The sequence below is a fragment of the Aeromonas sp. DNP9 genome (genome assembly GCF_001728955.1).
Lineage (GTDB): Bacteria > Pseudomonadota > Gammaproteobacteria > Enterobacterales > Aeromonadaceae > Aeromonas > Aeromonas veronii.
In genome coordinates this window covers 106,828-128,914 of the sequence record NZ_LYSQ01000010.1, presented here as the reverse complement: position 1 = coordinate 128,914, position 22,087 = coordinate 106,828, and the positions used below count along the sequence as shown (strand labels likewise).

The window sequence follows — 22,087 nt, the reverse complement described above, 5'->3', positions numbered from 1 at the left end:
ACCGGTTCTTATTTCCCTGAGGGGATTTGCTGAGTAATGCAGTGAATATTGCCACCGCCCAGCAGGATCTCGCGGGCCGGCACGCCGATCACGGTGTGGTCGGGGAAGATCTCTTCCAGAATGCGCTGGGCTTCGCCATCGGTGGCGGCATCCAGCAGCGGATAGACGATGCGATCGTTGGTGATGAGGAAGTTCACATAGGAACCGGCCAGACGGCCTTCTGCCTCGCGCGGCACACCGCTGCCGCTCTCGACACCGGCAGACTCCTCTTCAGTGCAGAACAGCGGGCCCGGCTGGGGCAGCTTCCACACTTTCAGCTTGCGACCCTTGGCATCGACCGCCGCTTCCAGCACCTTGAGGGCGGCTACGGAGCGGGCGTACTGGGGATCGTTCTGGTCGTCAGTCCAGTGCAGGGCCACTTCACCCGGACGGACGAAGCAGCACATGTTGTCGATGTGGCCATCGGTTTCGTCCATGTAGACGCCTTCGTCCAGCCAGATAAAGCTGGTGACGCCCAGATAGTCGCGCAGGTGAGCTTCGATCTGCTCTTTGGTCAGGTGCGGGTTGCGGTTTTCGTTGAGCAGGCACTCGGCGGTGGTCAGGCAGGTGCCTTCGCCATCGACATGGATGGAACCCCCTTCCAGAATGAGCGGCGCGTCGTAACGAGCCATGCCGTGCTGGGCCAGCATCTGGGCTGCGACCTCTTCATCCTGATTCCACGGGTAGTAGAGACCGCCCTTGTGACCGCCCCAGGCGTTGAAGCCCCAATCCACGCCACGGCACTCGCCGGCCGCGTTGGTAACGATGGTCGGGCCGGTATCGCGGGCCCAGCAGTCATCGCTGTTCATTTCGACCAGGGTGACGTGGGCGGGCATGATGGCACGAGCCTGCTCCATAAACTGGGCCGGAACTCCCATAAAGACCGGGGTGGCTTGCCCAATGGCATCGGCCACCTTGGCGAAGGTCTCTTGCGCGAAGCGACCGGCTACGCGCCAGTTGTCCGGGCGAAACGGCCAGATCATCCAGACGGCCTGCTGGTGCGCCCACTCGGCGGGCATGGTGAAGCCGTCGGCGGCCGGCGTGGAGTTAATGGTCTTGATGCTCATCGCAAGGCTCCTTGCATGGATTGAGGCCCCGTTTACGCCCGATGCGGCGCGGGAACCCGGAAAAATAAGAGTGGGTCGCAGATTAAGACGTTGCGCCCCCATCCATCAAATGAATAGGATGGATTGTCCCATAAACACGGCGAATAATCCCCCCCATGAAACTGCACCAGCTCGACCTCAATCTGCTGCTCGCGTTTGACGCCCTGATGACGCAGGGCAGTGTCACCCGCGCCGCCGAAGCGCTCTTTATCAGCCAGCCAGCCATGAGCCATTCGCTTAACCGGCTGCGCACCTTTCTCGGCGACCCGCTCTTGGTGCGCACCCCGCAGGGGATGCTGCCCACCCCGCGTGCCCAGCGGCTGCATCTCGGGGTGCAGCAGGCGCTGCGGCTGCTGGAGCAGCAGCTCACCGAGGAAGAAGAGTTCGAGCCGAGCCAGTCGAAGCGGCGCTTCGTGCTCTGCACCACAGATTACGTGGAGTGCGTGCTGATCCCGCCGCTGATCCAGCGGCTTAGAAGGCTGGCGCCCGGGGTCACCATCGAGATCCGCATCCTGCGCGACACCCTGCCCGAAGCCGAGCTGGCAAGTGGCGAGATCGATCTGGTGCTGGGCTTTGACGAGTACATGCAGGTGCCGGGGTATCTCGGCAAAGAGACCTGGCTCACCGAGCCGCTGGCCGGGCTGGTGCGCGCCGATCTGCCCATTGCCAAATCGGCCCCCGCCGGGGCCGAGGATGACCCCTCCCGGTGGCAGGAGCGCATCACCCTGCAGCAGCTCATCGCCATGCCCCATGTGTTCCACTCGCCCCTTGGCACCTCGGAGGCGAGCCTCGACCGCTATCTGAAGAGTCAGGGCTTTAGCCGCACCATCTCGGTCAACAGCCAGAGTTATATGTCCGCCGCCGCCATCGTTAGCCAGAGCGATCACCTGCTGGTGCTGCCCAGCATGGTGGCCGAGCTGCTCGCCAGCCACTGGCCGCTGAAAAGCCTGCCGCTACCCGCAGACGTGCCGGATTATCACCTCAACTGCGTCTGGCATCCCGTACACGCGCAGCAGCCTGCGCTGGTATGGCTGAAAGATTTGATGAAGGAGCTGGTGGGGCCGAGATGAGGCCGCGGCGTCTGGCATCAAAGATTGATGGAAAAGCCGAGGAAGGGCTGAGACCAGAAACAACAGTGGCTCCCAAGGGAGCCACTGTTGTTTCTGCGGTATCGCGTTACACCCGCAGGGCCCGCATCAGCTGGGCAACTACGTCGTCGAGCAGGGGGCGATCGGGGCGGCACTGGGCGAAGGTGACCAGCCCTTGCAGGTTGATCAGCAGCAGGGCGGTGAGGGTGTGGATATTGCTATCCGGCGCCAGCTCGCCCTTGGCCTGCGCCTGTGTCAGCAACTCGGCCAGATCCTGCTCCAGCTCGCCATAGATCCCCTTGACCCGCTGGGTCAGCTCCTCATCCTGCTCGCTCAGCTCCATCATGGTGCGGGTCACCAGACAGGAGCCGCAGAGCGCCTCCCCCACAATCCGGTCGAGATAGGCCGCAAGGCCCGCCAGCGGGCTCGGGTTGTCGAGCAGGGAGCGGCGCAGGGTGCGTTTGCCCTCGACATAGTGATCCACCGCAGCCAGCAGCAGGCCTCGCTTGTTACCAAAGGCGCCGTAAATGCTGCCCGGGTGCAGGCCGGTGGCAGCCACCAGCTCCTGCATGGTGGTTTTGGCATATCCCTTGGCGCGAAACGCTTCCATGGCATTTCGCAGTACCTCGTCCCGATCAAACTCGGCTATGCGCATGGTTCCTCCCGTGGGAAATGGTTCACCGGCAAGGAGCAACAGGGCCCGCCGATAAAGAGTGGCTGGAAAGGGCGGCAAGTTTACCCCAGCCGCCCGCTCGGGCCAACCTTCTTGAACGCGCATTCAAAAAAAGCTTGCGCCCAACGCAAAAAACGTCTTGAATGCACGTTCAAGAATAATCCGTTCAGGACAACCTATCATGAATACCCTGTTTCAGCCGTATCGACTCAATGACACTCTGACCCTGGCCAACCGTTTCATGATGGCCCCGCTCACCCGCTGCATGGCAGGCCCAGGTCTGGTGCCGACCGAGCAGATGGCAGCCTATTACGGCCGCCGCGCCGACATCGGCCTGATTGTTTCCGAGGCCGTCATCATCCGACCCGACGCGCAGGGCTACCCCAATACCCCGGGCCTCTTCACCCAGGCGCAGATCGATGGCTGGAAGAGAGTGACCAGCGCCGTACATGCCAAAGGCGGCAAGATCTTCGCCCAGCTGTGGCACGTCGGCCGCCTCTCCCACCCCTTCTTCCATCAGGCTGAAGTGTTGGCCCCCTCTGCCGTGGCGCACGAGGGCACTGTGCCCCGCATGCGCGAGCTCACCTATCAGGTGCCGCGCGCCCTGACCGAGGCCGAAATCGCCCAGCTGGTGCAGGATTACGCCCAGGCCGCTGCCAACGCCATCGAGGCGGGCTTTGACGGGGTGGAGATCCACGGTGCCAACGGCTACCTGATCGACCAGTTCCTGCACCACTCCACCAACCTGCGCACCGACAACTACGGTGGCAGCCCGGAAAAGATGAGCCGCTTCGCGCTGGAAGTGGTCGATGCCATCAGCGCCCGTATCGGTGGTGATCGGGTAGGTATTCGCCTCTCCCCGGGTGCCTATGTCCATCTGGCGGGCAGCCCGGAAGATCGCGCCGTGTTCGACTATCTGCTGGGCAAGCTCAACGATCGCCCGCTGGCCTATATCCACCTCGGCATCTTTGATGACAACCTCACCTTCGATTATCTGGGTGGCCGTGCCTCCGACTATCTGCGCGCCCACTACAAGGGCAATCTGGTCGGGGTGGGCAACTACGACGCCGAGCGCGCCGCAGCAGCCATCGAGGCCAACCGCTTCGATCTGGTGGCCATCGGTCGTCCGCTTATCGCCAACCCGGACTATCTCGCCAAAGTGAAAAATGGCGAAGCACTGGTGCCCTACGCCGACACCATGCTGGCCGAGCTGGTATAACAGCCAGCTATCGCCAGACGACAGGCAATAAAAAACGAGGGGAGCAGTTGCTCCCCTCGTGCTATCTGGCTGATGCCGCATTCCGTTGGTGCGGATGCTTAATTGGTACGAAATAGCGCCTCGATGGAGAGCCCCTGACTCAGCAGGATCTCCCGCAGACGGCGCAGCCCCTCCACCTGGATCTGGCGTACCCGCTCGCGGGTCAGGCCAATCTCGGCCCCCACATCCTCGAGGGTAGCCGGCTCATAACCCAACAGACCAAAACGACGGGCCAGCACTTCCCGCTGCTTGGGATTGAGCTCCTCCAGCCAGTGGACAATGCTGCTGCGCATATCATCTTCCTGTGACTCCAGCTCCGGCCCCATGCCGCGCTCGTCGGAGAGCACATCCAGCAACGCCTTGTCGCGATCGCCGCCGATGGGGGTGTCCACCGAGGTGATCTTCTCGTTGAGCTTGAGCATGCGGTTCACGTCATCCACCGAACGATCCAGCGCGAAGGCGATATCCTCGGCGGTCGGTTCATGATCGAGACGATGAGAGAGTTCGCGCGCGGTGCGCAGGTAAACGTTTAACTCTTTGACCACATGAATGGGCAGACGGATAGTGCGGGTCTGGTTCATGATGGCCCGCTCGATGGTCTGGCGGATCCACCAGGTGGCATAGGTGGAAAAACGGAAGCCGCGCTCGGGGTCGAACTTCTCGACCGCACGGATAAGACCGAGGTTGCCCTCTTCGATGAGATCCAGCAGCACCAAGCCGCGGTTGTTGTAACGACGGGCGATTTTGACCACCAGTCGCAGGTTGGACTCGATCATGCGCTTGCGGGCTGCTTTGTCACCCCGCAAGGCACGACGGGCGTAGTAGACTTCCTCTTCGGCAGTGAGCAGCGGGGAGAAACCTATCTCCCCGAGATAGAGTTGCGTGGCATCCATCACCTTGTTCAGCTCAGGTGCCAGCAACTCATCGGAGATGGTCTCTTCCGCCTCGGCGGCCACCTCCTCCAGCTCTTCTACCTCTTCGTGAGACTCGGGGTCAGCGTCAAACTCTAACTCTGCATCCTGCATTACCAGTTGTTCTTGGCTCATGGTGTGTCTCCCTGACGTTACCAGAGTAAGACGGTCTCTCTGGGGTTAACGCTTTGGCAAATAGCTCATCGGATTGATCGACTTGCCTCTATACCGGATCTCGAAATGCAATCGCACATCCGGCGCGTCCGTGCTGCCCATGTTGGCAATGACCGAGCCCCCCTTGACGCTGTCCCCTTCCTTCACCCGCAACTCGTCGTTGTGTGCGTAGGCGGAGAGATAGTCATCATCATGCTTGAGGATGATCAGTTTGCCGTACCCCCTTAAAGCACTACCAGCGTATACGACCTTACCGCTGCTGGCGGCGTAGACGGGTTGCCCCTTCTGGCCGGCTATGTCGATCCCCTTGTTACCCTGTTCTGCAACAGAGAACCCCTCGACAATCCGGCCTTTTGCGGGCCAGTGCCAAGCAAGTCTCGACTGGGAGTTGTTTATTTTTTGTTCTTTGGACTGAGCGTATTCCTTCGGTGCTGCCGGAGCAACGGATTTCTGAGAGATGAACGGCGTGGTCTGACCAGATCCACTCGGCTCGGCCAACGGACGCGGACCGCTGCTCGGACGACTCACGGCCACCGGTGTCACGGTTTCCGGACGAGTCGCAACCACCATCTGGGTCGAACCGCCGCCAGCAGTCTGGACATTGAGCACCTGACCCGGTTGCAGCGCATAGGGGGCGCTCAGGTTGTTGCTCTGGGCCAGCGCCTGCGCACTCATGCCGAACTGGCGGCCGATGCTGCTCAGGGTATCGCCGCGGCGCACCTCATAGGTACCGGCACTACGGCTGCTACTCATGCTGGCACTAGAGCCATCGAGCCGCAGCCGCTGCCCCGGATAGATGTTGTAGGGCGGACTGATGTTGTTGAGGCTGGCCAGCGACGGCACGTCGTTGCCGGAGTTGAAGGCGATAGAGTAGAGGGTATCGCCCCGCTTCACCACATAGCTGCCGCCCTGAATGGGGGCATTGACCTGGGCACCGCTTTGGCGAGCCGGAATGGTCGAGACAAACTGCCCCTCATCAACACCATCTACCGGAGCTGCATTTTTACTGGAGGAGCAGGCAAGCAGCAGCCATGACAACACCACAACACTGCTTCCTTGCCAAATACGCGAACGCATAATGGATCCTTAACGACTAAACCAGAAATAGGCCACCACGGCCAGACCAATACAGAGCCAACCGAGCACATCTACGTAGTGCATCAGTTTGCGTTCCATCTTCTCGCCACCCCAGCGCATCAGGCCCGCAACCAGGAAAAAGCGCATGCCACGACCGATGAGGGAGGTGATGATGAAGGGCAGCAGAGCCATTTGCAACAACCCTGCCGTCACGGTAAACACCTTGTAGGGGATAGGGGTGAAACTGGCAATGAAAATGACCCAGATCCCCCACTGCTCAAACCAGTGGCGAGCAATCTCGATCTTGCTCTGATAACCCACAGACTCCACCAGTGGCAGCACGACCGGATCCCACAGGGCATAGCCAAGGGCATAGCCAAACAGGGCACCCAGCACAGAGAAGAGGGTAGCCAGCGTGGCGTAGTGCCACGCCTTGTGGGGCTTGGCGAGCGCCATCGGCGCCAGCATCACATCCACCGGGATCGGCCAGAATACCGACTCGATGAAAGCGGTGATAGAGAGATACCAGGGGGCATGCTTGTGGCGAGCCCACTGCATCACCAGTACGTACAAACGGGAAAACAACTTCACTCAACATCTCCGTCAATCAGGGGAACAAAACGTACCGGCTCCAGAATACGGCTGGTCAGCTGGGATCCGGATCGTTCGATCAGTTGCAGGGTCTGCTGGCTGTCACCCACCGGCAACACCAGTCGGCCCCCTTCGGCCAGCTGATCGGTCAGTGCCGTCGGGATCTCGCTCGCCGCGGCCGTCACCAGAATGGCATCATAAGGCCCCTTGTTGGGCCACCCCAGCCAGCCGTTGCCGTGCTTGGCCGAGACATTGTGCAGATCGAGCTGGCGCAGTCGGCGTCTGGCCTGGAACTGCAGCGACTTGATCCGCTCCACGGTATAAACATGCTCCACCAGATGGGCGAGGATCGCCGTCTGGTAGCCCGAGCCAGTGCCAATCTCCAGCACATGGGCCGGATTGTTTTGCATCAGCAACTCGGTCATTCGCGCCACCATATAGGGCTGCGAAATGGTCTGGCCGTGGCCAATGGGCAGGGCGGTGTTGTCCCACGCCTTGTGCGCCATGGCCTCGTCCACGAACAGCTGGCGCGGCACTTTCGCGATGGTCGCCAGCACGCGAAAATCGCGAATATCCTGCGCAATGAGCTGATTTAACAGGCGCTGTACTATCACACCACCCTCATCCCTGCAGATCTAACCAGGCCCCCAGACCGGCGAGACTGTCATAGGCAGTCATATCGATGGTCAGGGGGGTAATCGAGACATAGCCCTGCTCGATGGCAGCAAAATCGGTGCCTTCACCGGCATCCTGCTGGCTACCGGGGGGGCCGATCCAGTAGATGGGCTGGCCACGGGGATCCTCGGTGCAGATCACCGACTCCGCCCGGTGGCGATTGCCAAGGCGGGTGGTCTTGATCCCCTTGATCTGCTCGAGGGGCAAGTCCGGCACGTTGACGTTGAGGATCTGATCGGCAGGCAGGGGGTGTTTCATCAGCCCCTTCACCAGCAGGGCCGCATAGTGGGCCGCCGTGGCGAAGTGGGTCTTGCCCACCAGCGAGATAGCGATGGAGGGGTAGCCAAGATGGCGCCCCTCGGTGGCCGCGGCGACCGTGCCCGAGTAGATGACATCATCCCCCAGGTTGGCGCCGTGGTTAATACCGGCCACTACCATGTCGGGTTCAGGGCGTACCAGCTCGTTGACCGCCAGATGCACGCAGTCGGTCGGCGTGCCCTTCACCGCATAGTAACCGGTTTCGCTGATACAGGTGACCCGCAGCGGCACTTCCAGCGTCAGGGAGTGACTCGCGCCACTGCGATTGCGATCCGGCGCCACCACAATGACCTCGCCGCAGGCGCGCAGCGCCTCGCTGAGGGCTCGAATGCCCTCGGCATGCACACCATCATCATTACTGACCAGAATTCGCATCGGTCTGATTCCTGAAACCATGATCGGCCTCTTCGGCCTGCATTAACTCGCGCACCACGCTGGTGGCAAACGCGCCCGCCGGCAGGAAGAAGGAGAGGGTCAGCGCCTCGCCGTCCAGCTGCCAGCTCATCTGCTCCGGCTTGAGCAGCAGGGGACGCCTGTCCTGATCCAGCCCGGCCTTCTCCAGCCCGTCACACCAATCGCTGTAAGGGGCCAGCACGCCCTGTTCGAACTCGGCAGCGGCACCCTGACTGGCCAGACGGCCACGGCCCCACTGGGGCGCGGTGAGCTGCACATCGCCGGAGGCGAGACGCGCTTCCAGCTCGGGGGTCAGCACCTCTTCACTGAAGATGGAGTGGCTGCCCTTGAGCATCACGCAATCACCGGCCAGCAGCTGATGAGCCAGCCCCTGCCCGATACGGGCGCTGACGATGGCGTTGAACAGCATGCTGCGGGCGGCAGAGAGGTAGAGAGAGCGCTTGTTGCGATCCTTGATCCGCTTGCCGGCAAACATCGCCTTGGCCGCTTCCAGATTGTTGCCATCGCGGCCAAAACGCTGCTCACCATAGTAGTTGGGTACGCCCTGAGTGGCGATGGCCTGCAGGCGCGCTTCCAGCCCGTCGGCCTGTTCCAGACCGGTGAGACGCAGGGTGAAGTGGTTGCCCTTGAGGTAGCCGACCCGCAATTTGCGGTTGTGACGCCTGGCTTGCAGGATCTGGATGCTGTCGCTCTCGATAACCGACAAGTCCGGTTCGGCCTTGCCCGGCAGATGAATGCCAAACCACTGCTCGGTTACCGCGTGGCGATCCTTCAGGCCCGCCCAGGTCACCGCATTGCGGTTGACCCCGGCCGCATCGGCCAGCAGACCCGCTACCCAGGCGGTGTTCTCGCCGGTTTTGCGCACCCGGACGAAGATATGCTCCCCTTCCCCGCAAGGCTCGAAGCCGAGATCTTCATTCACCACGAAATCGGCGGCCTCGGCCTTGAGGATACCGCGGGCGGTGGGCGCCCCGTGCAGATAGGCAAGTTGTTCCAGCATTATTGTTTCACCAGTAGGACGACGGCTTCGGTGGCGATCCCTTCCTTGCGCCCCGTAAACCCAAGCTGTTCGGTGGTGGTCGCCTTGACGTTCACCCGGTTCAAATCACATTGCAGATCGGCGGCCAGCACGGCGCACATGGCGTCGATATGGGGGGCCATTTTGGGGGCCTGGGCGATGATGGTCACATCCAGGTTGCCGATGGCATACCCCGCCTTCTGTACCCGGGCAAAGACATCACGCAGCAGAATGCGACTGTCGATCCCCTTGAACTCGGCAACGGTATCGGGGAAGTGGCGACCGATGTCACCGGCACCGATGGCCCCCAGCAGGGCATCGCTTACCGCGTGCAGCACCACATCGCCGTCGGAGTGGGCAACCAGCCCCTGCTCGTAGGGAACCGGCACGCCACCCAGCATGCAGGGACCAACACCACCAAATTTATGAACATCAAAACCATGACCAATGCGCATCATCAGCGGCAACCTCCCAACATGCTGAAACCAACCCCATCAATTTTGTGTACGTCCACACCATGTCCAATCCGGATCATGCTAACTCCTTGTTCGGGCCTGTTTGTTCGAGACGCTCTGCTCTGAACGGTCTGTTCTGACTGAGGGGCTTATGCCTGCTGGCTTAAAAACAGCCCCGCCAGCGACAAATCTTCCGGCCGGGTCACTTTGATATTGTCGGCGCGCCCTTCCACCATCCGCACCGTGAACCCGGCCCGCTCCATGGCGGAGGCCTCGTCGGTGATGGTGGCGCCCAGCATCAGTCCCTCTTCCAGCGCCCGCTTCAGGTCACGGGTCGGGAACATCTGCGGCGTCAGGGCATGCCAGAGCTGCTCGCGCTCGACGGTGGCGATGATATTGCCCTCCCCATCGGAGCGCTTCATGGTATCGCGCACCCGACTGCCGAGAATGGCACCGCCACAGTTCATGGCCGTGGCAATCAGCGCATCGAGATCGCCGTGAGTCAGGCAGGGGCGGGCCGCATCGTGCACCAGCACCCACTCCCCTTGCGCCACATGGAGACCATTGAGGACGGAAAAGGCGCGCTCGGCGCCTCCCTCTACCCGCACAATCCGCGGGTCGGCCGCCACGGGCAGGGCCTCGAACCAGCGATCATGGGGCGCCAGTGCCACGATCACCTGGGCGATGGCCGGGTGGGAGAGCAGCCGCTCCAGGGTATGTTCGAGAATGGTTTTACCCGCCAGTTGCAGGTACTGCTTGGGGCAATCGGCCCCCATCCGGCTGCCAATACCGGCGGCAGGGACGATCGCCGTCAGGCCGGATACCCGGCTGGCATCAGTCATCGTAGGGCTCATCGTCCGGCGCTGTCTCTTTGTCTTTCTCTTTGGGGATGATCCGGTAGAAGGTCTCCCCCTGCTTGATGTAACCCAGATCGTTGCGCGACAACTCCTCGATGGCCTCGAGGCCAGAGGTGAGATCATCTATCTCGCGGTAAATGAGGTCGTTACGATCCTTGAGAGTCTGGTTGTCCCGCTGTTGCTGCGAGATGGCCTCCGACAGGTTCTGATAATCGGATAGCCCGTTCTTCCCCAGCCAGAGGTCATATTGCAGTCCCCCCAGCAGGAGGATCAGGATCAGGGTGAATAGCCGCATGCACTAGGTCTCCTTCAGGCGGCCTAGTGTCCCATATTCGGTGCCAAGACAAAAGAAAGCGAGCACCGTCGAGCCACCGGCCGAACATAAAAAAGTGCCCAAGAGTGAATCAGATAGCACAAAGCCCCGCCAAACTGGTGCAAGGATGGCCAACCAGGGCGCTCCTTGTCCGGGGGCGGGGCTCTCAATCAGAAAGCGGTAAGGGGGATCAGTTCACCGCGACCGGCTCTCCCGCGCTCTCGGCCGGGGTGTTGTACTCCTCCTCGGCATCGCGGAAACGCTCCAGCATCGCTTTTGAAGGCGCTTCGCCTAGCAGGCTGCCCACTACGATGGCCAGCAGCGCAAACAGGAAGCCCGGGATGATCTCATACAGCCCCAGCCAGCCGAACTGCTTCCAGACGATGACGGTGATGGCACCGACCAGCATGCCCGCCAGGGCGCCGTTGCGGGTCATTCGCGGCCAGAGCACCGAGAGCAGCACCACGGGGCCAAAGGCGGCACCGAAACCGGCCCAGGCGTAGCTCACCAGCCCCAGCACCCGGTTTTCCGGATTCATGGCGACGGCGATGGCAATCACGGCGATCAGCAGCACCATCAGGCGACCCACCCACACCAGCTCACGCTGGGAGGCGTTCTTGCGCAGGAAGGGCTTGTAGAGATCCTCGGTGATGGCGCTGGAGCAGACCAGTAATTGACAACTTAGCGTGCTCATCACCGCCGCCAGAATGGCTGAGAGCAGCACACCGGCGATCCAGGGGTTGAACAGGATTTTGGATAGCTCGATAAAGACCCGCTCCGGGTTGCCGGTCACCCCAGCCGCCACTTCCGGGAAGCGGGCGAAATAGGCCAGCCCGAAGAAGCCGATGGCCACCGCGCCTGCGAGGCAGAACACCATCCAGGTCATGCTGATGCGACGGGCATTGGCCATGGAGTGGTGGGAATCCGCCGCCATGAAACGGGCCAGAATATGGGGCTGACCGAAGTAACCAAGGCCCCAGGCCATCAGCGAGACAATGGCGATCACATCCAGATTCTTGAACATGTCGAGGTTGGTGGCGCTCTTGGCGGCCACCTCGATCATGGCGCTGTCCACCCCGCCGACTGCGATGATGACGAAGACCGGGGTCAGGATCAGGGCGAAAATCATCAGGGTCGCCTGCACCGTATCGGTCCAGCTCACCGCGAGGAAGCCGCCGAAGAAGGTGTAGGTGATAGTGGCAGCGGCACCGACCCAGAGGGCTGTGTTGTAATCCATGCCGAAGGTGCTCTCGAACAGACGGGCGCCGGCCACCACGCCGGAGGCGCAATAGATGGTGAAGAAGAGCAGGATCACCAGCGCCGAGAGAATGCGCAGCACCTTGCTGTGATCTTCAAAGCGATAGGTGAAATAGTCCGGCAGGGTCAGGGCGTTGCGGTTCTTCTCGGTATGCACCCGCAGGCGACCCGCTACCCAGCGCCAGTTGAGGTAGGCGCCGATGACCAGACCGATAGCAATCCAGCTCTCGGAGATGCCACTGACGAAGACGGCGCCGGGCAGGCCCATCAGCAGCCAGCCGCTCATGTCGGAGGCGCCGGCGGAGAGGGCGGTGACCCAGCTCCCCATCCGGCGGCCGCCCAGAATGTAGTCATCAAAGTTGCGGGTGGCGCGATAGGCGACGAAGCCGATCAACACCATTCCGAGGATATACACCAGGAAGGTGATTAACATGGGTGTGCTAGCTGTCATGCAAAACTCCGTTTTGTGTCATTTTCTGCCCGCTCTGGTGACGGGCTCATCCCTAAAAAACCGGCCTAGCTTAATCAGCCGTTCGCGCCAGCTCAACCACTTTTAACAAACACAAAACACAATAAAAACCTTTACGCATCAAATCATCTGCCACATCAAGAGGATGGCGCCAGATTTCCTACCGTGGCCGTGACGGTCATCTCGCAGCGCCAGTCGCTACTGAGCGTTATGTTTTCACATTTTGTTACTATCCATTTTTTTACAAGCCAGCGCCCCGCTCCTACACTCCCCGCCCTGTCTCATCACACCAGTCAGAGGTCGGCACCATGTCATCTCATCTGTCACACCTGCGAACCCTCGCCCGCCGCCTTCACCCGGTGGAGGAGTCGGGTCATCTCATCCGACGGGCCAAGTATGTGGGGCGTCTCTGGCTCAATCCCGGCGCCCGCGCCCTCTATCGCCAGCAGCAGGAGCAACCGCTGCTGGCGCAGGCGATCAGCCGCTTCCCCGATATTCTGGAAAAGCCGATCCACCCCTATCGCCACAAGGGGCTCCGCAAGCGCCTGCGAGCCGGGCTTATCAGCGGCCACTACCAGCAGCTGGCTCGCCAGCTGCCCAAGGCGCAACAACTGGCAATCTACAGCGGGCGCGGCCTGCTGCTGGCCCAGTGGCAGAGCGACAAGCTGACGGCACCGCTGACCCTGCAACTGGATTACCAAACCCACATGGGCAAAGAGGGGGAGATGAGCCTGACCCTCAAGCTGGGTGACGCGGCCCTCTATTACATGGCCCTCAATCTGCGCCCCGCACCGAACCCGACCCTCGAAATCTGCTCGCTGCAGGGCGGCAAGGGGCAGAGCGAGGAGATCAAGCTGGTCACCAAGGCGTGCGGCGGGCTGCGCCCCATGTCCCTGCTGGTCTATATGGCCGCCGAGCTGGCCCGGGGGCTGGCGTGCAAGAGCCTGCTCGGGATCCGCACCCAAAGCCACGTCTATCAGAGCAGCAAGCGCACCGCCGATCGGGTCAAGTTCGACCTCGACGGCTTGTGGCGGGAGCATCAGGGTTGCGTGCAGGATGAACTCTGGATGAGCCTGCCGCTGGAGGTGCCCCGCAAGACGCTGGAGGAGATCCCCTCCCGCAAGCGGGCCAGCTACAAGGCGCGCTATCAGCTGCTCGATCAGCTTGGCAGCGAGCTGCAGGCAAATCTGCTGCAAAGCTGAGTCAGCCTAGCAGAAACAAAAAGGGCGAACAGCATGCTGTTCGCCCTTTGTCATGACGGGGATTTGCCGTTAGCGGTTGATCGCCATCGGCATGCCGTTGCGCTGCTCCAGCGCCTGCTTCACCAACTGGGAGTCGCTGTCGGCGTGGGCAATGAAGCGGGTCACCGCCGGGGTCATCGGCAGCGGTGCCGGCAGCTTGGAGTTGAACTCCTCTTCGCTGCGCGACAGCGGCTGATGCACTTCCAGATAGCGGACACCGTTGGGCTCGAGAAAGGCCTTGATCGGCTGGTTGACGAACTGGACGCGAGTACCGACCGGTACCTGCTTGAACAGGTAGGCGATGTCGTCGTTGCGCAGACGCACACAGCCGTGGCTCACCCGCAGGCCGATGCCGAAGTTGGCGTTGGTACCGTGGATGGCGTACATCTTTCCGATGTAGAGGGCAAACAGACCCATGGGGTTGTCTGGGCCGGCCGGCCATACCGCAGGCAGGCTCTCGCCACGGGCGGCATATTCGGCATGCATCTTGGCGGTCGGGGTCCAGGTCGGGCCCGCTTTCTTGCGCTGCACGCTGGTCACCCAGTTTTCCGGGGTGTCGGTGCCGAGCTGGCCGATGCCGATGGGCAGCACTTCCACCACTTTTTTACCCTTGGGGTAGTAGTAGAGCCGCATCTCGGCCACGTTCAGCACGATCCCTTCACGAGGGGCATCCGGCAGGATCAGTTGCTGGGGGATCACCAGCTTCTCGCCGGTCTGTACCAGCAGGGGATCCGCATCGGGGTTGGCTTCGGTCATGTTGGTCAGCCCCAGCTGGAATTTGGCCGCAATGGCCTCCAGCGGCTGGCCGTTCTCTTCGGCCGGAACCACGTATTCCAGATTTTCCCCTACCAGACGGCTGTTCGCCGCAGGCAGAGCATATTCAACAGCGAAAACCGGCGCAGCGGTCAGCAGCAGGCTGTAGCAGAGTGTTGCCACACTATTGCGAAGGAGCTTCATAACTTTCCCATGATGATGACTTGAAGTGACGTCTCTGGGCTGGCAGCTGATCAAGAGGGGATCAGGGGCGCGAAGAGAAGGCCGCCATTTTTCTCCTCTGCACGGTAAATTTCAACTGACAAGTGGCGACGGGTCGATGATTAATATGCGGTTTTTTCCGCGTCCTCGACCCGCCCCATTTCCCTGTTTATCCCCGTTGCCAGGCACGCATATCGTAACCTGTGGGAGATTGATGCAACCGCAGATGAAATTGCTCAATGATGGCGAATATATGGTCGAAAATATCGGCCTGGATCCCTTCGTAATCGGCCCATGCGGTAGTCGCGGTGAAGCAGTAAATTTCCAGCGGTAAACCGTCTGACGTGGGTGCCAGCTGGCGCACCATCAGGGTCATGTCTTTGCGAATGCCGGGGTGGGCACGCAGGTAAGCATCCAGATAGGCGCGCAGGGTGCCGAGGTTGGTGAGGTGACGACCGTTGATGGGACAGCTCAGGGCATCGCTCAGCTGCTGGTTGTAAGCGCTCAGCTCCTGCTCCTTGCGGCTCAGATAGGGAGCCAGCAGTTGGGCCTGCTTGAGCTGCAACTGCTCCTCGGCCCTCAGAAAACGCACGCTGGTCATGTCGATATTGACGCTGCGCTTGATGCGGCGGCCGCCCGACTCGGTCATCCCCTGCCAGTTCTTGAAAGAGTCGGAGATCAGGGCATAGGTGGGAATGGTGGTGATGGTCTTGTCCCAGTTCGACACCTTGACCGTGGTGAGACCGATGTCGGTCACCTCGCCATCGGCACCGTACTTGTCCATCTGCAGCCAGTCGCCGACGCTCAGCATACGGTTGGCGGAGAGCTGGATCCCCGCCACCAGTCCGAGGATGGGGTCCTTGAACACCAGCATCAGCACTGCGGTCATGGCGCCCAGACCACTGAACAGGAACAGCGGCGACTTGCCGAGCAGCAGGGCGATCATCAGGATGCCCACCAGAATGCTGCCTACCAGCTTGGCCCCCTGGAAGATGCCGCGCAGGGGCAAATCCCGGCCAAGGCGGGTGTAACGGCTCACCGACAACAGGCAGTCGAGCAGGGCGAAGAAGGCCAGCAACAGGAACAGCAAAATCCAGAGCTGGGCCACCATTTCGATAAGCTTGAGGCTATCCGATTGACGGGGCAGCCAGATCTCCGCCTGACCGAGCAGCACGGCCCCCTGCAAAACGAAGGCGAGCCGGTTGAAGAGGCGCTGTTGCAGCTGGGGCGGCAGCCACACCTGCTTGGCCTTGCCGAGGATCCCCACCAGCCGGACCAGCAACACCCGGTGCAGCGCCATGTGCAGCAGCAACGAGGTGATGACGATAAAGCCCAGCGCGATCACCAGCGCCATCATGCTGGTCACTTCCACCCCAAGGCCCGACAACCAGTTAAAAAACGCCTCTTTCATTGCTCTCTCCCGAACCGGGCAGCCCGCTGGCTGCAAAAACAGTGGTGGTCAGGGTACCGCTCCCCTCCCCCATGTCAAATCGGCGTACGCCAGAAATGACAACGCCCGGCACAGGCCGGGCGTTGTTTCAGAGCAAGGCTGACTTAGCAGACCAGGCTCAGGGCATCGCGAGCGATGACCAACTCTTCGTTGGTCGGGATCACCATGGCGCAACGGCTGTCGGCGGTGGTGATACGACCTTCGCCACCCAGTACCGCGACGTTGTTGGCCTCTTTGTCCACCTTGAAGCCGAACAGCGCCAGACGGTTCAGCACCATCTCGCGCACCATGGCGGCGTTCTCACCGATACCACCGGTGAAGACCACGGCGTCCAGACGACCGTCCATCGCAGCGGCATAGGCGCCGACATACTTGGCCACACGGTAGGTGAAGACATCCAGCGCACGCTTGGCACCGGCGTCGGTGGCGTAGTTGGTGGTGACGTAGCGGCAATCGCTGCTCGCTTCGGTCATCCCCAACAGACCGGACTCACGGGTCAGGGTGTGGTTGATCTGCTCAACGCTGTAACCGAGCTGGTCGTGCATAAAGAAGACCACGGCCGGATCGATATCACCGGAGCGGGTACCCATCGCCAGACCTTCCAGCGGAGTCAGACCCATGGAGGTGTCAACGGATTCGCCGTTCTTGATGGCGCAGACAGAGGCACCGTTACCCAGGTGGCAGTTGATGATGTTCAGCTCATTCAACGGCTTGCCCAGCTCTTTTGCCGCTTCTTCCGCGATGTAGCGGTGAGAAGTACCGTGGGCACCGTAACGACGGATGCCGTGTTCGCGGTAGAGCTTGTGCGGCAGCGCATAGAGGTAGGCCTCTTGCGGCAGGGTCTGGTGGAAGGCTGTGTCGAAGACGGCCACGTTCTTCTCGGACAGCTGCGGGAACACTTTCAGCGCGGCGCGAATACCGATGAGGTGCGCCGGGTTGTGCAGCGGGGCGAACGGAATGGCGGCTTCGATACCGGCGATCACGCCGTCATCGATACGCACGGAGCGGGAGAACTGCTCGCCACCGTGTACGATACGGTGACCGATGGCCACCAGTTGCTCGGCAAGAGTCGGATCCTGCGGCAGGATGTGACCCACGATATGGTCGAGGGCCTCCTGGTGAGCGGCACCCGCTCCCAGCATGGCTTCGCCCTTGACCCCGTGGAGTTTCCATTTGATACGTGCATCATCCAGATTGAAGCATTCGGCCAGGCCGGACAGCATGTCCTCACCTGTTTCGGCGTCCATTACGGCAAATTTCAGGGAAGAGCTACCGCAGTTAAGGATCAATACCAACTTGCTCATTTTCTACATCTTCCTGTGCTTCGGCTTTATGCCGACAGTGTCGTGTCATCCAAAAGAGGATGGGATTCCCCTGCCGGGGGCTTATGGTCGCAGGAGGGTGCGTCCAATTTTTCAATTCTTGCTCTTGAAAGAGTCATCGCAACTTGTGGTGCGTATCACTGGTTTCAATGCTTGCGAGTCTCAACGCATCAGCTGCGCAGGGCTCGCCTCAATGGGAGTGCTCAGGCAATAGCCAGCAGATCCTTGTGTACCTTGACCACCAGCTTCTTCACCTTGGCGGGCTGATTGAAGGTACAGAGCGGGCGGTGCAGCTCGCCCGGCCAGAAGATGGCGAAATCGCCAGGTTGCAGCGCCAGATAGCTGGTCTGCTCGTCATCGACAAACCAGAGGTCGGGATGGGGATGGTCGGCGCCGTCGCTCACGTAGTCGTGGGGGCCCACACCTATCCACTCGTCACCGCGCAGCAGCAACTGGATATCGAGATACTGCTGATGGAATTCGCCACGGCGATCCGCGGCTGGCTCGGTCAGATCCTCGCTCACCAGACAGAACAGGTTGAGGCCATCGATCTCGGTCTTGCCGAGCGGAGCGTCACCCCAGTGAGCCACGCTCTTCACCACCTCGGCCATGATGCTGGCCAGCGGGGCGGGCAGCGGCGTCCGCTGCAGGGTGTTCAGGCTACCGGTGATCATGGCGTCTGTTTCCTGTTAGGTATATCTGGGCGGCATCTTTGCCAGCCAATGAAAAAGGACCTGTGACAGGTCCTTCAATAATGCCGTCTGCAATCCGTGCAAACCGGTTTAGAGCTTTTGCTCATGTTCAGCTATATGGGCACTGTTACACACTCGTCAGTACCTTGCCAAGAGACATAATCCCATTTTCATAGTGATCGTACCAGCTGAAACCATATTATTCACCACCCTTTCCCCCTCGACTTTGACCAGACGCAAAAACGGGCGCATCAGCGCCCGTTTTTTTCGCAAAACCGTTTAGCTACCGGTTTCATTCAAGCCTTTTGGGCATTTTCCACCGGTTTGGCGTACATGGCCCGCCAGATCGCCTTGTGCTCTTCCGGCACCTCTGACTGACGGGTCAGGAAGGCTGCCTGCTCGATGGTATTGGCCTTGCCGGAAACATCGGCCGCCAGATAGTTACTGGGGAATAGGTGGTAACTGCTCCAGATCGCCTTGTCGATCAGCGCGGCCAGTTCGTCCGGATCGCTGAAGCCCTCGGTGATCGGCGCGCCGAAGGAGACGTGTACCCGCCCCTTCATGCCGACGATACCGGCGACGATACTCTCGATATCCTCGAACTCGCCCTTCTCGTAGCTGCCGTTGACCGATTTCTCGTAGAGCTCGCGCGCCTTCGCCTTGTCGGTAGGGTCCAGCTCGTAGCTGATGCTGACCGGCACGATATTGAGGCTGCGCATGTAGTCGACGAAGTCGATCTTCTGCTTCTTGCCGTCGACGTAGAACATCTTGAGGATGGCGGGATCTGTCTTGTCATCACCATTCTTGGCGCGCCCTTCCTTCTGGGCGATCCAGATGGAGTGACCTTCGTGGACCGAGCTGCCAATATAGGCAGACAGCTCGCCGAGCGCCTTCATCATCTCTCGCGGCCCCTTGGCGGAGCGTTTGACGATAAAGCTCTTGTTGAGCTTCATCAGCTCGGTGGCACAGGGTTTGCGCAGCAGGTTGTCACCGATGGCGATGCGCACGGTATCGAAACCGTGGGTGTGCAGCCCCCAGTTGACGAACGCCGGATCCATAGCGATGTCTCTGTGGTTGGAGACAAACAGATAGCCCTGCTCTTTCTTCAGATGCTCGATCCCGGAGAAGGTCACCCCCTTGGTGGAGGTGGCGATCATGCGGGACATGTACCGGGTGACCCCCATCTGGACCTGATGCACTGTGGTCACTTTTGACCATTTGCGGCGCAGGAACAGGCGGATCAGCGGGCGAATGGCCCAGCCCAGCCAGCTCATCAGGGAACCGAAACGATACTTGGCGATGGCGCCGATAAATTCATCATCCTGGATCAGCCGTTCGATGGCTGCCGGCACTTCTTCATCGCGGTAGGGGCGAATATCCGCGAATCTATCTACTTCAGTCACAATGTCAGCCTTGCATGCTAGGAAACCGCAGCCAACCCGCGTTGGCCGGGGAAAATTCAGGGCGCAATTTTACACGCTTTTATGGCAAGGGGTATGAGACAAGCATGAATAGTGAGATCTGACCAGTTTATTAATCGGATGCCAGTGCCAGCGCGACCGCCGCTTCGGCATGGATGGCAGTGGTGTCGTAGAGCGGCACCGCCGCCCGGGCATCCCCCACCAGCAGGGCAATCTCGGTGCAGCCAAGGATCACCGCCTCGGCACCCGCGGCCGCCAGCCCCTCGATAATGGCCAGATACTCGGCCCGCGATGATTCACGGATCTCCCCCAGACAGAGCTCGTCATAGATGATCCTGTGTGCCCGCTCCCGCCCGGCCTCATCGGGCACCAGTACATCCAGCCCGAACTTCTCCTGCAGGCGCCCCTTGTAAAAATCCTGCTCCATGGTGAAGCGGGTGCCGAGCAGGCCGACCCGGGTTATCCCGTCCGCCTGCAATTTGGCTGCGGTGGCATCGGCGATATGGAGCAGCGGGATATCGATGGCGGCCTCAATCTCGGGCGCCACCTTGTGCATGGTGTTGGTGCCGATCAGCAAGAAATCGGCGCCGCCATCCTGCAGTTTGCGCGCCTCGGCCGCCAACAGGCGGGCAGTGGCGGGCCAGTCACCGGCATGCTGCAGCCGCTCGATAACGGCAAAATCAACGCTATTGAGCAGCACCCGCGCCGAGTGCAAGCCGCCGAGCTTGGCCCGCACCCCGCGGTTGAGCGCCTGATAGTAACTGACGGTAGACTCCCAGCTCATGCCACCCAGCAGACCGATACATTTCATAGGAACTCCTTTCATCCCAAGGGAGGGCAGAACCACGCTACCTTGCAGGCAAGGTCACGCGGGCGAGATAAAAAAGGCCCCGCAGGGCCAACAAGACAGCCGGTAAAGGCCCGGGTCAACCCCGGGCTAAATCCAGATCATCCCGACACAGGCGGCCGTCGCCAGCCCCATGCCGAGGTTGAAACGCCGCCAGCCCCGGGCAGTGCGAATGATTTGCCGCACCTGGGCACCAAACAACACCCAGAACGCCCCGGTGTAAAGGCCGGTAATAAAGAAGATCACCAACACCCAGAGCGCAGAGGGCCAGTAAGCCTCCCCCGCCAGAGTGAAACCGCTGATGGCAGAGAGCGCCATCATCCATGCCTTGGGATTAAGCAGTTGCAGCATGGCCCCCTGATGAGCGGGAATGAGTGGACGGTTGCCCTCGGCCGGGCCGCTGGCGGTCGCCACCTTCCACGCCAGCCAGAGCAGATAGGCCGAACCGATAAGCTTGAGGCCATCGTGCAGCAGCGGCACCTTCTCGAACACCACGCCAAGCCCCAGCGCGGTGGCGAGGATCATCAGATTGATCCCCCCCACCACCCCCACCAGCAGGGGAATCGTGCGGCGAAACCCCTGTGCCGCCCCGGCGCTGGTGAGCAACATATTGTTGGGCCCCGGCGTGCCGCAGGTAACCAGAGCAAACCCCGCCAGGGGCAGTAACCAGTTCAGATCCATCTCAACCTCTTGTCGATGCAACGCGCCCGTTATGGGGAAAGCCTTCTAATATGCAGAGCCAACCCCGTGGCGACAAGTCAGAAATGTCTCTTTCTCGGCCCCTCGCCCATCAGCGCAGCACGACTCAATACCAGAGCATCACCACGCAGAGCGCCGTCAGCAGACCGAGGGATCCGTTGAGCCGCCGCCAGCCCCGATCCGAGCTGATCCAGTTGCTCAACTGATGACCGAACAGCACCCAGACAAAGCAGACCGGCAGCGCTACCAGCACAAACACTGTCATCACCGCCAGCTGACTCGGCCAGTAACTGGCTCCGGGCAGGCTGAACAGACTGATGGCAGAGATACCCATCATCCACGCCTTGGGATTGAGGAACTGAAAGCCCAGCCCCTCCAGCATGGTTAGCGGACGGGCGCTCCGGGCCGGATCCCCCGGCGCCCCGGCCACCGCGATACGCCAGGCGAGCCACAGCAGATACAGGCTGCCGAAGATCTGCAAACCGAGGCGCAACAAGGGCCAGCGCTCGAACAGCGGATAGAGCCCCAGCGCCAGCACCAGTTGCAACACCGGCTGCCCCAACCCTACCCCAAGCAGATGTGGCAGGGTGCGGCGCACCCCGAAGTTGGCGCCGGAGGCCGTCAGCATCAGGTTGTTGGGCCCCGGCGTACCGCAGGTGAGTACGGCAAAACCGAACAGGGTGACATACCACTCCATCGTCATATTGTGACTCCTTATCCGCCACATTGTATCGATACAATGTGTGC

At 61.0% G+C, this 22,087-nt stretch carries 23 protein-coding genes; 3 read left to right on the top strand and 20 right to left on the bottom strand.

Annotation, left to right across the window (positions count from 1 at the left end; genetic code table 11):
* Positions 1–8: 8 nt before the first annotated feature.
* A complete protein-coding gene (aguA, locus tag A9G06_RS08865) occupies positions 9–1,106 on the bottom strand; it encodes an agmatine deiminase (protein WP_069554977.1) in 1,098 nt (365 codons plus the stop codon).
* A gap of 155 nt (positions 1,107–1,261) precedes the next feature.
* Here aguA and A9G06_RS08860 point away from each other — a divergent pair, with 155 nt between their 5' ends.
* Complete coding sequence (locus A9G06_RS08860; RefSeq protein WP_069554976.1) at positions 1,262–2,215, top strand: LysR family transcriptional regulator; 954 nt, start codon at positions 1,262–1,264, stop codon at positions 2,213–2,215.
* A gap of 106 nt (positions 2,216–2,321) precedes the next feature.
* Here the strand turns inward: A9G06_RS08860 and A9G06_RS08855 are convergent, their stop codons facing one another.
* Positions 2,322–2,888 carry a TetR/AcrR family transcriptional regulator gene (locus A9G06_RS08855; RefSeq protein ID WP_069554975.1) on the bottom strand — a complete coding sequence of 189 codons (567 nt, stop codon included), beginning with the start codon at positions 2,886–2,888 and terminating at the stop codon, positions 2,322–2,324.
* A 199-nt stretch (positions 2,889–3,087) separates the two neighbouring features.
* Here A9G06_RS08855 and A9G06_RS08850 point away from each other — a divergent pair, with 199 nt between their 5' ends.
* On the top strand, positions 3,088–4,125 hold the full coding sequence (locus A9G06_RS08850; RefSeq protein ID WP_069554974.1) for an alkene reductase: 1,038 nt from the start codon (positions 3,088–3,090) through the stop codon (positions 4,123–4,125).
* 98 nt (positions 4,126–4,223) lie between these two features.
* Here the strand turns inward: A9G06_RS08850 and rpoS are convergent, their stop codons facing one another.
* The 10 genes from rpoS to putP all read right to left on the bottom strand — a co-directional run bounded on the left by rpoS (position 4,224) and on the right by putP (position 12,675).
* Positions 4,224–5,210 carry an RNA polymerase sigma factor RpoS gene (gene rpoS / locus A9G06_RS08845; protein ID WP_069554973.1) on the bottom strand — a complete coding sequence of 329 codons (987 nt, stop codon included), beginning with the start codon at positions 5,208–5,210 and terminating at the stop codon, positions 4,224–4,226.
* A gap of 45 nt (positions 5,211–5,255) precedes the next feature.
* On the bottom strand, positions 5,256–6,326 hold the full coding sequence (locus A9G06_RS08840; RefSeq protein WP_069554972.1) for a peptidoglycan DD-metalloendopeptidase family protein: 1,071 nt from the start codon (positions 6,324–6,326) through the stop codon (positions 5,256–5,258).
* Positions 6,327–6,335: 9 nt separating this feature from the next.
* Positions 6,336–6,917 (bottom strand): YqaA family protein, encoded by a 582-nt coding sequence (locus A9G06_RS08835; protein WP_069554971.1) that lies wholly within the window; start codon positions 6,915–6,917, stop codon positions 6,336–6,338.
* Entirely contained in the window at positions 6,914–7,531 is a 618-nt protein-coding gene (locus A9G06_RS08830; protein ID WP_005335507.1) for a protein-L-isoaspartate(D-aspartate) O-methyltransferase, read from the bottom strand. Before A9G06_RS08830 ends, A9G06_RS08835 begins: the two co-directional genes overlap by 4 nt.
* Before the next feature lie 7 nt (positions 7,532–7,538).
* Complete coding sequence (gene surE, locus A9G06_RS08825; protein ID WP_069554970.1) at positions 7,539–8,285, bottom strand: 5'/3'-nucleotidase SurE; 747 nt, start codon at positions 8,283–8,285, stop codon at positions 7,539–7,541.
* A complete protein-coding gene (gene truD / locus A9G06_RS08820; RefSeq protein WP_069554969.1) occupies positions 8,266–9,324 on the bottom strand; it encodes a tRNA pseudouridine(13) synthase TruD in 1,059 nt (352 codons plus the stop codon). The genes surE and truD overlap by 20 nt, the downstream gene beginning before the upstream one ends.
* Positions 9,324–9,800 (bottom strand): 2-C-methyl-D-erythritol 2,4-cyclodiphosphate synthase, encoded by a 477-nt coding sequence (gene ispF / locus A9G06_RS08815; protein ID WP_069554968.1) that lies wholly within the window; start codon positions 9,798–9,800, stop codon positions 9,324–9,326. The genes truD and ispF overlap by 1 nt, the downstream gene beginning before the upstream one ends.
* 146 nt (positions 9,801–9,946) lie before the next feature.
* Entirely contained in the window at positions 9,947–10,639 is a 693-nt protein-coding gene (gene ispD / locus A9G06_RS08810; RefSeq protein WP_069554967.1) for a 2-C-methyl-D-erythritol 4-phosphate cytidylyltransferase, read from the bottom strand.
* Positions 10,632–10,949: a cell division protein FtsB gene (gene ftsB, locus A9G06_RS08805; protein WP_005335520.1), complete on the bottom strand. Its 318-nt coding sequence runs from the start codon at positions 10,947–10,949 to the stop codon at positions 10,632–10,634. Before ftsB ends, ispD begins: the two co-directional genes overlap by 8 nt.
* A gap of 208 nt (positions 10,950–11,157) precedes the next feature.
* Positions 11,158–12,675, bottom strand: coding sequence for a sodium/proline symporter PutP (gene putP, locus A9G06_RS08800; protein WP_005354514.1), 1,518 nt, complete (start codon positions 12,673–12,675; stop codon positions 11,158–11,160).
* 326 nt (positions 12,676–13,001) lie between these two features.
* Between putP and A9G06_RS08795 the strand changes: the two genes are divergently transcribed.
* Positions 13,002–13,895, top strand: a complete 894-nt coding sequence (locus A9G06_RS08795; RefSeq protein ID WP_069554966.1) for a DUF535 family protein — start codon at positions 13,002–13,004, stop codon at positions 13,893–13,895.
* Positions 13,896–13,964: 69 nt separating this feature from the next.
* On the opposite strand, the gene A9G06_RS08790 is transcribed toward A9G06_RS08795, so the two are convergent.
* The 8 genes from A9G06_RS08790 to A9G06_RS08755 form a co-directional block, all read right to left on the bottom strand.
* Complete coding sequence (locus A9G06_RS08790) at positions 13,965–14,891, bottom strand: L,D-transpeptidase family protein (RefSeq protein ID WP_069554965.1); 927 nt, start codon at positions 14,889–14,891, stop codon at positions 13,965–13,967.
* A 187-nt stretch (positions 14,892–15,078) separates the two neighbouring features.
* Positions 15,079–16,320, bottom strand: coding sequence for a mechanosensitive ion channel domain-containing protein (locus A9G06_RS08785; protein ID WP_069554964.1), 1,242 nt, complete (start codon positions 16,318–16,320; stop codon positions 15,079–15,081).
* 143 nt (positions 16,321–16,463) lie between these two features.
* A complete protein-coding gene (locus A9G06_RS08780) occupies positions 16,464–17,663 on the bottom strand; it encodes an acetate kinase (RefSeq protein WP_069554963.1) in 1,200 nt (399 codons plus the stop codon).
* 221 nt (positions 17,664–17,884) lie between these two features.
* Positions 17,885–18,355: a YhcH/YjgK/YiaL family protein gene (locus A9G06_RS08775; RefSeq protein ID WP_069554962.1), complete on the bottom strand. Its 471-nt coding sequence runs from the start codon at positions 18,353–18,355 to the stop codon at positions 17,885–17,887.
* A gap of 314 nt (positions 18,356–18,669) precedes the next feature.
* Positions 18,670–19,776 (bottom strand): 1-acyl-sn-glycerol-3-phosphate acyltransferase, encoded by a 1,107-nt coding sequence (locus tag A9G06_RS08770; protein WP_069554961.1) that lies wholly within the window; start codon positions 19,774–19,776, stop codon positions 18,670–18,672.
* 130 nt (positions 19,777–19,906) lie between these two features.
* Positions 19,907–20,605 (bottom strand): aspartate/glutamate racemase family protein, encoded by a 699-nt coding sequence (locus A9G06_RS08765; RefSeq protein WP_069554960.1) that lies wholly within the window; start codon positions 20,603–20,605, stop codon positions 19,907–19,909.
* 126 nt (positions 20,606–20,731) lie between these two features.
* Positions 20,732–21,322 (bottom strand): LysE family translocator, encoded by a 591-nt coding sequence (locus A9G06_RS08760; protein WP_005335534.1) that lies wholly within the window; start codon positions 21,320–21,322, stop codon positions 20,732–20,734.
* Between the two features lie 124 nt (positions 21,323–21,446).
* Positions 21,447–22,043 (bottom strand): LysE family translocator, encoded by a 597-nt coding sequence (locus A9G06_RS08755; protein WP_069554959.1) that lies wholly within the window; start codon positions 22,041–22,043, stop codon positions 21,447–21,449.
* Between the last annotated feature and the right edge of the window lie 44 nt (positions 22,044–22,087).